The 15481-nt window shown below is 58.8% G+C and carries 14 protein-coding genes; all 14 read left to right on the forward strand.

Translation table 11 applies throughout. The features are described from left to right. Positions 1-13: 13 nt before the first annotated feature. The 14 genes from rbfA (at position 14) to G7047_RS06585 (ending at position 15381) form a co-directional block, all read left to right on the forward strand. The gene (gene rbfA / locus G7047_RS06520; RefSeq protein WP_166302386.1) at positions 14-382 is read left to right on the forward strand and encodes a 30S ribosome-binding factor RbfA; all 369 of its coding nucleotides are present in this window, start codon (positions 14-16) and stop codon (positions 380-382) included. Between the two features lie 2 nt (positions 383-384). Next, positions 385-1383 (forward strand): tRNA pseudouridine(55) synthase TruB, encoded by a 999-nt coding sequence (truB, locus tag G7047_RS06525; protein WP_166302390.1) that lies wholly within the window; start codon positions 385-387, stop codon positions 1381-1383. Beyond that, positions 1380-3203, forward strand: a complete 1824-nt coding sequence (gene typA, locus G7047_RS06530; RefSeq protein WP_166302392.1) for a translational GTPase TypA — start codon at positions 1380-1382, stop codon at positions 3201-3203. Before truB ends, typA begins: the two co-directional genes overlap by 4 nt. A gap of 561 nt (positions 3204-3764) precedes the next feature. Next, complete coding sequence (locus G7047_RS06535; protein WP_166302396.1) at positions 3765-4967, forward strand: ammonium transporter; 1203 nt, start codon at positions 3765-3767, stop codon at positions 4965-4967. A 223-nt stretch (positions 4968-5190) separates the two neighbouring features. Beyond that, positions 5191-6273: an ABC transporter substrate-binding protein gene (locus G7047_RS06540; RefSeq protein ID WP_166311920.1), complete on the forward strand. Its 1083-nt coding sequence runs from the start codon at positions 5191-5193 to the stop codon at positions 6271-6273. Between the two features lie 165 nt (positions 6274-6438). After that, positions 6439-7641 (forward strand): CaiB/BaiF CoA-transferase family protein, encoded by a 1203-nt coding sequence (locus tag G7047_RS06545; RefSeq protein WP_166302401.1) that lies wholly within the window; start codon positions 6439-6441, stop codon positions 7639-7641. A gap of 3 nt (positions 7642-7644) precedes the next feature. Then, entirely contained in the window at positions 7645-8145 is a 501-nt protein-coding gene (locus G7047_RS06550; protein WP_166302405.1) for a MaoC/PaaZ C-terminal domain-containing protein, read from the forward strand. 46 nt (positions 8146-8191) lie between these two features. Next, entirely contained in the window at positions 8192-9187 is a 996-nt protein-coding gene (locus tag G7047_RS06555; protein ID WP_166302408.1) for a tripartite tricarboxylate transporter substrate binding protein, read from the forward strand. Positions 9188-9662: 475 nt separating this feature from the next. After that, positions 9663-11894: an SdrD B-like domain-containing protein gene (locus G7047_RS06560; RefSeq protein WP_166302411.1), complete on the forward strand. Its 2232-nt coding sequence runs from the start codon at positions 9663-9665 to the stop codon at positions 11892-11894. Positions 11895-11984: 90 nt separating this feature from the next. After that, a complete protein-coding gene (locus tag G7047_RS06565) occupies positions 11985-12668 on the forward strand; it encodes a hypothetical protein (RefSeq protein ID WP_166302415.1) in 684 nt (227 codons plus the stop codon). A gap of 18 nt (positions 12669-12686) precedes the next feature. Beyond that, complete coding sequence (locus G7047_RS06570; RefSeq protein WP_166302418.1) at positions 12687-13337, forward strand: hypothetical protein; 651 nt, start codon at positions 12687-12689, stop codon at positions 13335-13337. After that, a complete protein-coding gene (locus G7047_RS06575) occupies positions 13334-13870 on the forward strand; it encodes a hypothetical protein (RefSeq protein ID WP_166302421.1) in 537 nt (178 codons plus the stop codon). Before G7047_RS06570 ends, G7047_RS06575 begins: the two co-directional genes overlap by 4 nt. A gap of 2 nt (positions 13871-13872) precedes the next feature. After that, positions 13873-14721, forward strand: coding sequence for a hypothetical protein (locus tag G7047_RS06580; protein ID WP_166302424.1), 849 nt, complete (start codon positions 13873-13875; stop codon positions 14719-14721). Beyond that, a complete protein-coding gene (locus tag G7047_RS06585; RefSeq protein WP_166302427.1) occupies positions 14722-15381 on the forward strand; it encodes a hypothetical protein in 660 nt (219 codons plus the stop codon). Positions 15382-15481: the final 100 nt, after the last annotated feature.

The raw sequence follows: 15481 nt of genomic DNA on the forward strand, positions 1-15481 counted from the left end.
AGTCAGCACGAGCATGGCAGCCAAGAAATCAACCACGCCCAACCGCGGCTTCAAAGTAGCGGATCAGATTCAGCGCGATTTGTCTGAACTGATCCGCGAGCTGAAGGACCCGCGCATCGGCATGGTGACATTGCAGGGCGTCGAAGTGACGCCCGACTACGCACACGCGAAGGTGTTCTACAGCGTGCTTGTGGGCGATGCTGAAGCGACCGGAGAGGCGCTGAACCAGTCCGCAGGTTTTCTGCGCAATGGGCTGTTCAAGCGTCTGCACATCCATACCGTGCCCACGCTGCACTTCCATTTCGACCGCACCACCGAACGCGCGGCCGATATGAACGCCTTGATTGCCAAGGCCGTCTCTTCGCGCGCCAAGGACGACTGAGCATGAACGTGCCACGCACAAGGGTGCAGCGGCGCCCTGTGCATGGGGTGTTGCTGCTCGACAAGCCGCTGGGTTGGTCCAGCAACGATGTCCTTCAAAAGGTCAAGTGGTTGCTGCGCGCCGAAAAAGCGGGACACACAGGCACACTGGATCCACTTGCCAGCGGCGTTCTGCCGCTATGCTTTGGTGCGGCCACCAAATTCAGCCAGCTTCAGCTCGAAGCGCCCAAGACATACGAAGCGATTGCGCTTCTGGGCGTGACCACCACCACCGCCGATGCGGAAGGTGAAGTGGTCGCCGAGCGCGAAGTGACGTCCGACATGCTCACCACAGAGCGCATCGACGCCGTTCGCCAGCAGTTCACCGGCCCCATCCGCCAGGTCCCTCCCATGCACAGCGCATTGAAGAAGGACGGCAAGGCGCTGTATGAATATGCGCGCGCTGGCATCGAGATTGAACGCCCCGCGCGGGACGTGACGATTCTTGCTTTGTCCATTGAGCCCGTTCAAACGCAAGAGGGCAAGCCCGCACTGCGACTCGTCGTTCAGTGCAGCAAGGGCACCTACATCCGCACGCTGGGCGAAGACATCGGCAACGCATTGGGGTGCGGCGCGCATCTCACATTCTTGCGACGCATCGACACCGGTGGCCTCAGCGTGGATCGCTGCGTGACGCTGGCCGATCTCGAAGCCATGCCGGAAGACGAGCGCCTGTCGCATGTTCATCCGGTCGAGACGCTGCTTGCGCAGCACGAGATTGTCACGCTCGATAGTGACAATGCGGGACGATTTCTTTCGGGCATGCGCCGGCGCGGCACGTGGCCGGATTCGGAAGCGGTGGCGGTATTTGGTGACAGTCCGCACGCCTTGCTCGGGGTAGGGCATGTCACTGGGGGGGAGCTGGTGCCAGAACGCCTGCTGAGCCCGCTTGAAATTCAACAGATTCTGGAAAGAAGTTCTACGCCGCGCGCTACGCACGGCATATTGGAAACAACGCTATGAGCACACAAATCCGCAATATTGCGATCATCGCCCACGTTGACCATGGCAAGACCACCATGGTTGACCAACTGCTGCGCCAGTCCGGCACCTTTGCCGAGCACGAAAAAGTCGTCGACACCGTGATGGACAACAACGCCATCGAACGCGAACGCGGCATTACGATTCTGGCCAAGAACTGCGCTGTCAGCTGGAACGACACGCATATCAACATTCTCGACACGCCCGGTCACGCTGACTTCGGCGGTGAAGTGGAACGTGCTCTGTCGATGGTCGACGGCGTGGTGCTGTTGATCGACGCGCAGGAAGGCCCCATGCCCCAGACGCGCTTCGTGACCAAGAAGGCGCTGGCTCTGGGCTTGAAGCCCATCGTCGTGGTGAACAAGGTGGACAAGCCAGGTGCGCGTCCTGATTACGTCGTCAACGCTGCTTTCGACCTGTTCGACAAGCTCGGCGCTACCGATGAGCAGCTTGACTTCCCAGTCGTGTACGCATCGGGCATCAATGGCTGGACGTCGCTCGAAGAAGGTCCTGCTGGCGAGCAGTGGGGCCCCGACATGTCGGCCCTGTTCGACACCGTTCTGAAGCACGTGCCTGCGGTGAAGGGCGATGCAACCGCTCCTTTGCAAATGCAGATTTCGGCACTGGACTACTCCACATTTGTGGGTCGTATCGGTGTGGGCCGCATCAACGCCGGCACGCTCAAGCCGGGCCAGGAAGTGCTGGTCATGGCCGGTCCTGATGGCGCGAGCTACAAGGGCCGCGTGAACGAAGTCCTGAAGTTCCAGGGCCTCGAGCGCGTGAAGGTGACCGAAGCCGGCCCTAGCGACATCGTGCTGGTCAACGGTATCGAAAACATCGGCATCGGCGAATCGCTGACCGACCCGGCCAATCCAAAGCCGCTGCCGATGCTCAAGATCGACGAGCCAACGCTGATCATGAACTTCTGCGTGAACACCTCGCCACTGGCAGGTCGCGAAGGCAAGTTCGTCACCAGCCGCCAGATCTGGGACCGCCTGCAACGCGAACTGCGTTCCAACGTGGCTCTGCGCGTCAAGGAAACCGACGAAGACGGCATCTTCGAAGTGGCTGGTCGCGGCGAACTGCACTTGACCATTCTGCTGGAAGAAATGCGCCGCGAAGGCTACGAGCTGGCTGTCTCCAAGCCACGCGTGGTGTTCCGCGAAATCAACGGCGAAAAGTGCGAGCCAATCGAATTGGTGACCGCTGACCTGGAAGAAACCCATCAAGGCGGCGTGATGCAAGCCTTGGGCGAGCGCAAGGGCGAGCTGGTGAACATGGAGTCCGACGGCCGTGGCCGCGTTCGCCTTGAGTACCGCATTCCTGCGCGTGGTCTGATCGGCTTCACCAACGAATTCCTGAACCTGACACGTGGTTCCGGTCTGATCTCGAACATCTTCGACAGCTACGAGCCACACAAGGGCGACATCGGTGGTCGCAAGAACGGCGTGCTGATCTCCATGGACGACGGTGAAATCTTCACCTACGCTTTGGGCAAGCTCGATGACCGCGGCCGCATGTTCGTGAAGGCCGGTGATCCGGTGTACGAAGGCATGATCGTCGGTATCCACAACCGCGACAACGATCTGGTGGTGAACGCAACGCGTACCAAGCAGCTCACCAACTTCCGCGTGTCCGGCAAGGAAGACGCGATCAAGATCACGCCTCCGATCGACCTCACGCTTGAATACGGTGTGGAATTCATCGAAGACGACGAATTGGCAGAAATCACACCGAAGTCGGTGCGTCTGCGCAAGCGTCATCTGAAGGAACACGACCGCAAGCGCGCTTCGCGCGATTGATCGGCCAAGAGCTGCGGAGCAATCCGCAGCGCTCATCTGAAAAGCGCTGCCCGCAAGGGGGCGCTTTTTTTTCGTGTTTATGTTGATCACCTAATCATTTGCGAATTGCTCGGTGACTGAGTCCTCCTTGTTGCAAGCATTTCCGGCAGGGTTTGCATGACCACCTTGCCTGGCGCACAGCCCTACAGGCCACCAGCAGCGCGAGCTTTGTGAATACGCTGCCTATCTTGGTGGCGACTGAGCGGGCGCCACTCCCTTCGCCACGGTTTTGGAATTTACTGTTCCTGTCTGCTGTATTGCAGGGCTTGGCAGCGACGATGCGTAAGAGAGTGCGCTGACTGGCAAATACGCTGTATTTGCACCAATAAGGGGAATTGGTGACGGCGCATGCTGCTTTGCTCTGGTGCAGATAGCTCGATCACGATGGCCAAATCGCACCAATCAGGAAGTGATTTATAGGTGAATCCCCACTTTGGCGCGATTATTGCTTTATTGCTGTGCGGCGCGTCTTCGGGATGCTGCTGCGCACCAATAAACACCAAATTTCAGCTGGAGCGTGAGATGGATGCACTGAAACAGGGCGCTGACGCCTTGTTCATATTGATGGGCGCGGTCATGGTTCTGGCCATGCATGCGGGGTTTGCATTTCTGGAGTTGGGGACGGTACGAGGCAAGAATCAGGTCAACGCGCTGGTCAAGATTCTGGTCGATTTCTCGGTTTCCACTGTCGTGTATTTCGCGGTGGGTTACTCGGTGGCCTATGGCACGGGGTTCTTTGTGGGGGCCGAACAGCTTGCTGCGCACAACGGGTATGCGCTGGTCAAATTTTTCTTTCTGCTGACATTCGCTGCAGCGATACCGGCCATCATTTCGGGTGGCATTGCCGAGCGCGCCAAGTTCTGGCCGCAGTTGATTGCCACTGCGGTCATTGTCGGAGTCGTGTATCCGTTCTTTGAGGGCATTGCCTGGAACGGTCACTTCGGTGTGCAGGCCTGGATCAAGTCGCTCACCGGTGCCGAGTTTCATGACTTCGCGGGCAGCGTCGTGGTGCATGCCGTCGGCGGCTGGATTGCTCTTGGCGCCGTGTGGTTGCTGGGTGCGCGACGTAACCGTTATCGCCGTGATGGGGGCGTCGCGGCGACGCCGCCGTCGAGCATTCCGTTTCTCGCTCTGGGGGCGTGGATTTTGACGGTGGGTTGGTTCGGCTTCAATGTGATGAGCGCGCAGACGCTGGACAAGATTTCGGGTCTGGTGGCGGTGAATTCGCTGATGGCCATGGTGGGCGGCACGCTGGCCGCGCTGCTGATGGGCAAGAACGACCCGGGTTTTGTGCACAACGGTCCATTGGCGGGCCTGGTCGCTGTCTGCGCAGGCTCTGATCTGATGCATCCGATGGGCGCACTGGTGGTGGGTGCTGCAGCGGGCGTCATCTTTGTGTTCATGTTTACGCTGACCCAAAACAGATTGAAGATCGACGACGTGCTGGGAGTATGGCCCTTGCATGGGCTGTGCGGCGTGTGGGGCGGCATCGCGGCGGGCATCTTCGGCACCCAAACCTTTGGTGGATTGGGTGGAGTGCATCTGGGCGCGCAGATCATCGGCACGTTGATGGGTGTGATCTGGGCAGGTGTGTCGGGCCTGTTGGTGTATGGCGTGCTCAAGAAAACGGTGGGGTTGCGCTTGAGTCAGGAACAAGAGTTCGATGGCGCCGACCTTTCCATCCACCACATCAGCGCGACGCCCGAGCGCGAGGCCAGCTGGTGAGTCCGAGGCGCTGAGCATGCAGGAACCTTTGCCGTCCATGTGATGCAGGCGCGGCGCTTGTAAACAGTCACATCGTAAACCCTGCTGATTGTCTCTAAATGTGAGTATATGCTTCGCCAGCAAGTGCCGTTTTGGTGTGCTGGCTGTTGGCATGAACAAAGGAGACGCGATGCAGATTTTTCGCTCACGCAAGTGGATACGCGGCTTGGCGTCTTTGACGTTGATGCTGGGCGCATGGGATGCTGAACCTGCCAGAGCCGATATTCTGATAGGGCAGACCACGGCGGTCACGGGCCCAGTGGCGGCCAGTGTGGGTGAGACGTTGGTTGGCGTGAATTTGTATCTGAACAGCGTTAACGCCAGAGGCGGTGTGAATGGCGAGAAGATCAAGCTGATCACGTTGGATGACAAGTTCGAGCCTCCATTGGCGGGTGAGAACGCCAAACGCCTGATTGAGCAAGACAACGTGGTGGCGCTGTTCATGAGCCGTGCCACGCCGCATACGCAGGCCATCCTGCCGCTGCTTGCGAAAAACGGCATCGCATTGGTGGCACCGTCTACTGGCGCGATGGTCTTTCATCAGCCGGTCAATCCGCTGGTGTTCAATGTGCGCTCCAGCTATCAGGCTGAAACCGAAAAGGCAGTCGAGCATCTGCACACGCTGGGCCTGAATCGCATCGCTATGGTGCATGTGGACGACAGCTTCGGTGAAGATTGCCTTGCGGGAGCGATGAAGGGCTTCAATGCCACCAAGCTCCAGCCTGTGGCCGTCATCAAGGCAGACCGCAGCAAGCCCGACTATGCAGCCATCGTGCCGCAGCTCATCAAGGAAAATGCGCAGGCCGTCCTCTGGATCGGCTCCAGCGTGGCCGTCAGTGATGGCGTGAAGGCTTTGCGCAAGGCGGGCTCTGCCATGCAGGTGGTCACGGTGTCCAACAATGCTTCTTCGGGATTTGCCAAGCAGTTGGGCGATGCGGTGCGTGGGGTGATCGTGACGCAGGTCTTCCCGAGTGAGCGCGCGATGGGCTACTCCATCAATCGCGAGGCGGCCGCCTTGGCCAAGGCCGATGGCAGTGTGACGATTTCGCCGTCAGTGATGGAAGGATTCGCTTCGGCGAAGGTGCTGGTCGAAGGCCTGCGCCGCGCAGGCCCCAAGCCCACGCGCGAGAAGGTGGTGGCGGCGCTTTCCAGCATGAACCACTTTGACCTTGGCGGATTGGAGGTGGGCTACGGGCCGGGTGATCGTACGGGGCTGAACTTCGTGGACCTCTCGATCATTGACGCCAAAGGCCAGTTCAGGAGGTAGGGAACACTCATTGAATCGCTGCGGGACGCGCGAACACCCTAATGAGTTGCCATCGTCCGATATCAAAACAGTATCGGAATGACGATTTTTAGCATTGGACACTGACTGGATGGGTATCGAACAATGCGCTGACAACTGGCATGACCAGATCAGGAGACAGTGCAGATGCAGACCCATTCACCGTACCAAGGCCCGTTGGCGGGCGTGCGGGTGCTCGATCTTTCAAGCGTGATCTTTGGCCCGATGAGCAGCCAGGTGCTGGCTGACTATGGGGCCGAGGTCATCAAGATCGAGCCCCCTTCCGGAGACTCCACGCGCCACACCGGCCCGGCCGTGGAAAAGGGCATGGCCGCGATGTTTCTCGGCAGCAACCGCAGCAAGAAGAGCGTGGTGCTCGACCTCAAGCAGCCGAGCGCGCAAGAGGCGCTGCAGGCGTTGCTCACCACCGCCGACGTGTTCATGCACAGCATGCGCCCGCAGAAACTCGCCAAGCTCGGGCTCGACAAGGACACGCTGCGTGCACGCTATCCCCGGCTCATCTACGTGGGCCTGCACGGCTTCGGCGAAGATGGGCCCTATGCAGGGATGCCCGCGTATGACGATGTGATTCAGGGCATGAGCGGCTTGGCAGACCTGATGGATCGCCAGATCGGCGAGGCGCGCTATCTGCCCACGATCGCCGCAGACAAGACCTGCGGGCTGGTGGGGGCGCATGCAATTCTTGCGGCGCTGTTCCAGCGTGAGCGCACGGGCGAGGGCTGCTTTGTCGAGGTGCCGATGTACGAGACGATGGTCGGCTTCAACCTCGTCGAGCATTTCTACGGCATGCATTTCAATCCACCGCAAAGTCCGCCCGGCTATCCCCGCGTGATGGCCGCATCGCGCAGACCCTACAAGACGCTGGACGGCTATGTCTGCATGATGCCGTACACCAACCAGCACTGGCAGCGCTTCTTCGAGGCTGTGGGTCAGCCTGCCATCGCGAGCGACGAGCGTTTCGCCAATCAGGCCGCGCGCACGCGCCATATCGACATGCTGCTCGACCTGCTCGGCAGCTTCGTGAAGCAGCAGAACACCGCACATTGGCTCGAGGTCTGCGAGCGGCTTGAAATCCCCGCCGCCGCCGTGGCGCGACTCGATGTTCTGCCGAACGACCCACACCTGCAGGCTACGGAATTCTTCGTGTCGCTCAAAGATGAAGCGATGGGCGAGGTCCGTTTTCCGCGATCTTCGGTGCGCATGGACGGCGCGCAAGCACCCATTGGTATGCCGCCGCGACTCGGCGAGCACACCGATGAACTGCTCAGGCAAGCGGGCCTCGGCGATGCGGCGATTGCCGTGCTTCACCAACAGAACAAGGAGAACTGAACCATGGCGACACATACGCTGCCAAACACGCTTCCGAGCGCCGATCAACTGAACACCATCGCGCGCATGGGGCAGGGCGCATACTGGCAGGACATTGCCGTCGGCCAGCAATGGCGCACTTTCCGCCGCACGATCACCGAAACCGATCTCGTCAACTTCATCAACGTGACGGGCATGCTCGAGGCCATCTTCATCGATGCGGAATTCGATGGCGGGGCGATCAGGGGACGGCCCGTGCCGGGAGCACTGACCTATACGCTGATAGAAGGATTCATCCTGCAATCGATGATCCAGGGCACGGGCCTTGCGATGCTCGAACTGCATCAGAAGATCCTTGGCCCCGTGGTGGTGGGCGACACGATCCAGGCGCTGGTCGAGGTCACCGACATTCGTCCGACCAGCAAGAACAACCGCGCGGTCGTCACTTCAAAAATCACTGTCTACAACCAGCGCCAGGAGGTCGTCATGGAATACACCGCCGTGCGATTGCTGGCTGGCCGTTGAAGACACGCAGACCTATTGATTTCAACAACGAACGGAGACAGAAACAATGACCCAACCATCGAACGCACGACGTCGCCACCTGCTCCAATGGAGCGCGCTCGGATTGGCCTTGTACGCGGCCTTCCCCGCAGTGCATGCCGCCGACGCCTGGCCCACCAAGCCGATCACGCTGGTTGTACCCTTTCCGCCGGGCGGCCCCACCGATATGGTCGCGCGCGTGCTCGCGCAGAACGTGGGCGAGCAGCTCGGCCAGTCTGTCATCGTGGACAACAAGCCGGGTGCCAACGGCAACATCGGCAACGCCTTCGTCGCCAAGGCTGCGGCTGATGGCCACACCGTTCTCTACAACACGTCGTCGATCGCGTTGAGCCCGGCACTCTACAAGAAGCTCAGCTACAACGTGAACACTGAGCTGGCCCCTGTCACGTTGACCGCCGTGGTGCCGCTCGCGCTCGTTGTCAATCCCAAGATGCCGGTCAACACCGTCGCGGAGTTCGTGCAGTACGCCAAGGCGCAAAAGGGCAATCTGTCCTACGGGTCGGCGGGCAACGGCAACGTCACTCATCTCGCTGCTTTCCAGGTGGTGCAGCACTTCGGCATCGAGGCCACGCACGTGCCCTACAAGGGCAGTGCCCCTGCCGACGTGGATCTGGTCGCGGGGCAGATTGACTTCTTGACCGACACCATCAACTCCGTGTCCGCCTTCATCAAGGACGGCAAGCTCAAGTTGCTCGCGGTCTCTACGTCTAAGCGCCTTGCCAACTTCCCGCAGGCGCCAACACTTGCAGAAAGCGGCATGCCTGGCTACGAGTCGGGTGCATGGCAGGGCGTGATGGTCCCCGCCAAGACACCCAAGGCGGTCATTGATCGGTTGAACGCGGCGTTCAACAAGGCGCTCAAGGACCCTGAAGTGCTCAAGAAACTGGCCATTCAAAGCACTGAACCGTTGGGCTCCACTCCAGCCGAGTATGGTGCCTACATCAAGAAGGAAATTACACGCTGGGACTCCGTGGTCAAAAGTACGGGCGTGTCTTTGGATTGAATCTGGACTTGAGCCATGCCCGACCAAGGGCATGGCATGCATTGTTGTGTTGTAACGAGGAGTCAGGGGCAAACTCCTCGGCACCATGAACTATGGTGTTTGACTATTGTTTGCTGAGTTTGTGATGGTGAAAAGCATCACATTCACTCTTGCATATTCGCAGGCTCCACCTGATAGGGACGCTTGCAGGTGATCATCTTTATAGCACCTCAGTGCCTCATGACAAGGCTGAGGCTGCCCTGAGCCCCCTGCGGCGTGTTGTCTGACGCTGGTGTTGGAAGTCATCCAACTTGTAGATTTCACCTGCACGCTTAAATTTGTAATCTTTGACACGATTACTAACTTCTCGGTTAACATCGGTCCGAATGGAAAAATACTATTGAATCATGAGCCGTGAAAGATTGTTCGGTTCTTACGTTTGTCGAGGTTAAAAATCATTTCTCTGGCTCTCTCCCCCAACGCGCAGCGCAGGCGCTTGTGCACATTGGCGGTGCCAAGTTGTCAGGCACTGACGCTTTTGCTGATGGGAGCAGGGCTGGTGACGCATGCAAGAGCGTTCGAATCGAAGCAAGGAGAGTTGGTCGCGGTGCACATCGAGTCACTCACTCCGCTTCAGGCAGAGCAGGAGCGACTTCGCAAGCAGAAGGCGGCGCAGCCTGAGGCTTATGAGGACAAGGTCATGGATCCGAATGAACTTCCAGCGCTGGAAAATTCTGATGCGGCGGTGCAGGCATCTGACGATGGACTCGGACTGCGCACGTTTGGCATGGAGTCTCGGTATGGCTTCTCGAGTTATGACGGTTCTGGCGGATTTCACAATCGGGCCAATGAGTGGGGGCAACGAGTTTACTTCACGCAGCAAACGCTGAACTACGGTGAATGGAGCTTGCAGGCGGAAGGGCGTCTGCGCAGTGGCGATGAGTCGTTCAACGGCGGGATTCTGGGCTATGCGGTTCAGCGCAGCAGTGAAAGAGTGACTCTTCGAAACTATGGACTACCTATCACGTCCAAGGTGTTCGCTGACTCTGCCGTTGGTGATCAATACACGGATATGACCGAAGGATTGCGGCGCAATTACCGTCTGTTTCTGGGCAGCAGCGTGGTGCGCGGAGCGGCAACTCGTATCTATGGGTCCGATTTCGATATTACAGCCGGCATGGGCGAGCGTGGGCGTTTGATTGGGGGACCGTTTCCGGGTTTTGAGCGGTTTGGCGGTACGTTGGCATGGCTGGGTGGGACCAAGCGTCTGGACAACGGGCTCTATGGCGGCATCCAGTTCACTCAGGCGAGCCAGGTTCCCCAGAACTTGTATACCTTCGCCTCGTCCTGGTCTGATTGGCATCTGACGGAAGCCGTGGAGCGTGTGTCGTCCATGGCCACAGCCATCGGATATGGCACCGAACCCGTGAAGGACGGCGACTATCGTTGGCGTTTGACTTGGCTGCACAGCCAGACGGGTGCGAATATAGTGGGACGCAACAACCGGGCAGACGGTGCGTTTCTGGAAACCGGTGTGCGTTTGGCGGGATTGCGCCATGAATTTGGTCTCTACCAGGCAGATCCCAATCTTCGGTTTGGTGACAACCTCATCGCGTCGGACAACCGCGGTGCCTATTGGCGCGTGGATGGCAATACCGCGCGGCTGTCTTGGGGGCTGGGTGTTGACGCTGTTCAGTACAACCCGGACAAAGAAAGCACGCGCCAGAACTCCAGACAATGGGGTTTTTATGGCAATGCGCAATACCGCATCAATCGCAATGACGTGGTGGGTGTCAGTGGATATTGGAACAGTCAGCGACGTTTCGATGCATCGCAGAATGTGATGACCGATGGGCAGCGCAGTTTGCAAGCCAATGCGTTCTATCAGACAAAATTTTTTGATTGGGCGCCAACGCGACTGCGGCTCAATGTCTGGCGCAACCAGGCGCTGGTGACTGATGATGCGACGGCGACGGGTGAAGAAGTCCAGTGGGAACAGGACTGGATTACCGGCAAATACGAGACGATGCGTCCGGAGTTGACCTCGACGCTCGGCTACGCGCGTGATCGCAGCGGAGGCAATCAGCAAACGTATCCGACGGCGGGACTGCTGGGGCGGTATTGGTTGAGCTCGACCTGGAATATATCGGGCACTTTGCGCTACACATCTCGAACGAGCAATCTCTTCACCAGCCGCGGTGTATCTGGCAGCCTCAACTCGGAAGCAGCATTGGGCAGTGGCTGGCACTTCGGTGTTTCTGTGTCACTGAACCAGGCACGTATGCAGATGCAGAACATTGCAGGCTTGCCCAATGCCCTGATGACCCGCTCCAATGACAAATCGGCTTACGTCTACCTTCGTTGGGACGGCAGCAAGGGGCAGTCGCTTGGCACGTTGGGGCAGCGGGATGCGCAATCCGCCGGCGGCGGCACGGTGCGCGGCATCGTGTTCATGGATGTCAACAACGACGGCGAACAACAGGTCGGCGAGAACGGCGTGGCAAACGTTGAAGTAATTCTCGATGGTCGTTATCGCGTTATGACTGATGCATCTGGTCAATTCGATTTTCCGATGGTTGCCACAGGCGGCCATCAATTGTCATTGCGTGCGGAGAGCGTGCCTCTGCCCTGGGGGCCAGCACCCGCTCGCAATGGCAGTGTAGAGGTTCCCTTGCGAGGTGTTGCAAACGTTCGTCTTCCGGTCGTCCGGGTAGGTGGAGGTGAGTGATGCCAGGCACGAGAAAAAGTGTGGCCCCAAGGCACACTTCAAACAGGGTAGTCACGGCATTTGCAGTGCTTGCAGACACCCGGTAAGTACATGCAAATCATCATCATCAAGGAAAAAATCATGCGCAAGCATTACAACAAGTCGTCCCTCGCCATTGGCGCCGCACTGGCTCTCGTGGCCACGTTTGCTCAAGCAGAGCAAACCATTGGCATTCAGAACCCAGGTGCTACGCCAGCCATCGCAACAGCCCACGTGAACGTGCGTGTGACGGTCCCCAAGATCGTGATCTTGCGAGTCGGTGCCGCTGACGCAACCATCAGCGACGTGAACTTCACGGTAGGCGTGACTCCAGCCGTGACCGGCGCTCCAGGCAATTCGCTGGCATACAGCGGAGCCATTCCACCGTCGCTCGCTACCACCGTGGCAACGACCAATCCGACCACAACTGCCGGCATGCTGGTTACGGGTGCATGGACCAATGTTTCGGGTGGCGCCAATTTGACTTGCGCGCTGACAGCACTGGCAGGTGCAACGGCGTTCGCAGCCGGGGCAACCGTTGGTGGCGTTCCCGGAACGGATGACATCAAAGTAGTGGGTACGACTCCAGCGCATCCCGGCGCCTCGCTCACCCAATGCAACGGAACGGCCAGCAGTCCAATCGCTGCATTGAGCGCGCTGTCAGGCACGTTCACATACAGCACCAGCTTCACCGCGACGAGCATTTCCTCAGGCACCTTCGGCAACGTTGTGACCTATACGGCCACGACGCTGTAATAGTCGACATTGCGACCCATGGGAAAGTACGCCATGCACATGCAACATCAACACTCAGGTGTGACTCGCAGGTGCGTGGTTGCAGCAGTCTTCTTGGTGCTTGCCGCCCTTGGCGAAACAGCCGGGGCGGTGGTTACCTTGACGACGGGCTATACAGGAACGCGTACGCTGACTCTGCGTGTAGGGGCGGCTTCGGGCGTTGATACGGTGCAGTTCAATGTGCAGGGTGCTGCAACCGGAAATTCGCAGGTGTATGCCGCGCCGGTTGGTGGCAGCGGCTCGTCGATTGCAGCAACGGGAACAGGAGTTACCTTTCGCATGTACATGCAGGTTCCGGCCATCAATGTTCCGCAGCCTATGACGACGACGGTCACTTCGCCCGCCGCGTTGACATGCTCGGCAGGCAACTGCAGCGGTTATTCGATTCCGTTTTCGTCCATCGGATGGACGGTTACTCCCACTCCGTCGGGTACCTATGCGGCATTCGATTTGCAAAACGGTACCTTCGTTAATGGGGGAGGAACTCAGACGCTGTTGAATTTCAGCCTGACAACCGCTGCAGGTGCTGCGGAGGTGGCGTCCACGATGAATTTCTACTACACCAACACGGTTGCCTATCCTGCGGGTACCTATACCGGCACGGTGACCTATACCACCAGTCTGCCATGAAGACTCTTGCACGTTCGATCACCGCATGCCTGCCCGGACTGGTGCTGGCAGCAATGGCGGCTGCATTCAGTGGTGCGGCGTTCGCAGGTGTTCGTCTTGACGATTCGGCGTCGCCGCGGGCGCTGGTTCAGTCGCCGCAAATGGTGTCGGAGTATGGTTATCCTCTGAACCAGTATGTGCCAGGCGTTCCGGCGGCTCAGCGAGGCATTGTGGACTTCGGGCGCATCGAGTATCGACTGGCCACTGCACCTTATGTCGGTCGAAGCGCGCGGATCTATTTCGTCATTCCGCCGGTGGTCAACGCTTTGCGTTCGCCGCAAGGCCTGCAGGTGTCTTGGCGCTCGGAGGGCAACTTTGCCTCCGGCAGTGGACGCCCCGGTGACAAGGTTCAGGTGTGGAGTGGCGTTGTGCGAGATGCCTATATGAGTGAAGCGATTGCGTTGCGCATGGAGTTCGCCTTGCGCGAACTGTTGCCGCAAGCCGCCAAGGGAATCTCCTTGGAATGTTATTTTGAAATCGAGGTCGGACTATGACCATGTTGACCCATTTGCTCACACACCGTTTTTTCAAAGCTCGGACGCTGTGTCGTTCGACCGTTCTGTTGCTTGCGGCCGGTACGGGTTCAGTATTGGCGAATGCCGGTGCGTTCGATATCGGCGTCTCTCCATCACGGTTTGAGGTCAGCGCCAAGAGTGGTGGGCGCCTAGGGCAAACGCTGGAGATCTTCAATCAGGACAGTCAGCCTACCGAGCTTTCTGTGAGGACTCTGGACTGGGAGTACTCAGAGAAGGGCGAACTCAAGTTCTTTGACGAGCTTCGACCCGGCAGTTGCAGACCCTGGGTCACGCTGGAGCGCAAGACCGTCAAGATCAAGGCGCAAAGCAAGGCCACGTTCCGCTTTCAGATCGATGTTCCCGCCGATGCTGCTGTCACTGAATGCCGCATCATGCTGGCGATTGAGGGTGTGCAGCCAGCTTATCAGGCGATGGTGCAGTCTGGGGGGGCAAGCCTTGCGTTGCCTGTGAACGGTCGCGTGGCGGTTGCGGTATATGCGTCCATCAATGGGGCACAGCCGGTACTGTCGATGTCGCAGACCAGCGTGATGCAGAAAGACCAACAGTCGATCGCTTCCGTGACCGTAACGAATTCTGGCAATGCACATGGCCGACTGGACGGAGCGCTGGATGCCAAGGATGCATCCGGTCAAAGCTTCGAGCTGGTGCCGGATGGCACGCCCATCATGCCGGGGCAGACCCGCTCCATTGTGCTCAAACCCCGTGCACTTTCTGGCACGTCGGAGCCCAAGGTGGTATTCCCCATCAAGGCCAGTGGAACGCTGGACTGGGAAAACGGTAGCTTCAAAGTCAACGCGGAGTTTCGATAAATGAGTTGGATGCCATCGCGTGCAATCGGACTGGTGCATCTCGGCATTGCTGCGCTGATGGCAGGTCTTGGCTGCGCCGCTCATGGTGCCCAACAGGTCGTGTCTGGCAACAATGGAACCATTACCGCAAGTGTGCAGCTGAACTTCAGCATCACCATTGGAAAGTATGTTTCCTTGCGCGTCGGAAATGCAGACGCATCCATCAGCGACGTGAACTTTACGGTGGGCTTTAGTCCAGCGCGGACCAATGGGAACGCTCAGGCGTATGCGGGCTCGATCGCGCCTTCGCTCGTGGTCACGGCGGCAACCACCAACCCCACCACAACGGCGGGCGTGGTGCAGGTGGCGGCATTCACCAATATGGCGGGCACCACGTTGACCTGCAGTATGGGGGCTTTGAGTGGTGCAACGGCGTTGGTGTCAGGAAGCACAACCGCCGGCGTTCCCGGGCGAAGCGATATCACCGTGACCAGCGGCGGAACAGGGACAGTCCAACATCCGGGCGGAAGTCTCGCAGGGTGCAATGGCACGACGACAACTGCATTGCCGATGTTGAACAATCTGACCGGAACCTTCACCTACGTGCCCGCCTTCACTCCCACATCGGTAGGCTCGGGCACCTACGGAAATGTGGTGACCTATACCGCCACGACCTTGTGAGTGAGTACTTGTACTGAATCCTGTGGACCGAATATTGGAACAGCGTATTGTCGGTACGCAGCGGATCATCCATTTGCGCTATTCTTGAGGGCTGTTCGTC

Origin of the sequence: Diaphorobacter sp. HDW4A (assembly GCF_011305995.1) — a bacterium.
In the GTDB taxonomy this organism is placed as follows: domain Bacteria; phylum Pseudomonadota; class Gammaproteobacteria; order Burkholderiales; family Burkholderiaceae_C; genus Diaphorobacter_A.

What these genes read in the sequence shown, in the direction of transcription:
- rbfA (WP_166302386.1), top strand. Translation starts at nt 14, where the DNA reads ATGGCAGCCAAGAAATCAACCACGCCCAACCGCGGCTTCAAAGTAGCG.
- truB (WP_166302390.1), top strand. Translation starts at nt 385, where the DNA reads ATGAACGTGCCACGCACAAGGGTGCAGCGGCGCCCTGTGCATGGGGTG.
- typA (WP_166302392.1), top strand. Translation starts at nt 1,380, where the DNA reads ATGAGCACACAAATCCGCAATATTGCGATCATCGCCCACGTTGACCAT.
- G7047_RS06535 (WP_166302396.1), top strand. Translation starts at nt 3,765, where the DNA reads ATGGATGCACTGAAACAGGGCGCTGACGCCTTGTTCATATTGATGGGC.
- G7047_RS06540 (WP_166311920.1), top strand. Translation starts at nt 5,191, where the DNA reads ATGCTGGGCGCATGGGATGCTGAACCTGCCAGAGCCGATATTCTGATA.
- G7047_RS06545 (WP_166302401.1), top strand. Translation starts at nt 6,439, where the DNA reads ATGCAGACCCATTCACCGTACCAAGGCCCGTTGGCGGGCGTGCGGGTG.
- G7047_RS06550 (WP_166302405.1), top strand. Translation starts at nt 7,645, where the DNA reads ATGGCGACACATACGCTGCCAAACACGCTTCCGAGCGCCGATCAACTG.
- G7047_RS06555 (WP_166302408.1), top strand. Translation starts at nt 8,192, where the DNA reads ATGACCCAACCATCGAACGCACGACGTCGCCACCTGCTCCAATGGAGC.
- G7047_RS06565 (WP_166302415.1), top strand. Translation starts at nt 11,985, where the DNA reads ATGCAAATCATCATCATCAAGGAAAAAATCATGCGCAAGCATTACAAC.
- G7047_RS06570 (WP_166302418.1), top strand. Translation starts at nt 12,687, where the DNA reads ATGGGAAAGTACGCCATGCACATGCAACATCAACACTCAGGTGTGACT.
- G7047_RS06575 (WP_166302421.1), top strand. Translation starts at nt 13,334, where the DNA reads ATGAAGACTCTTGCACGTTCGATCACCGCATGCCTGCCCGGACTGGTG.
- G7047_RS06580 (WP_166302424.1), top strand. Translation starts at nt 13,873, where the DNA reads ATGTTGACCCATTTGCTCACACACCGTTTTTTCAAAGCTCGGACGCTG.
- G7047_RS06585 (WP_166302427.1), top strand. Translation starts at nt 14,722, where the DNA reads ATGAGTTGGATGCCATCGCGTGCAATCGGACTGGTGCATCTCGGCATT.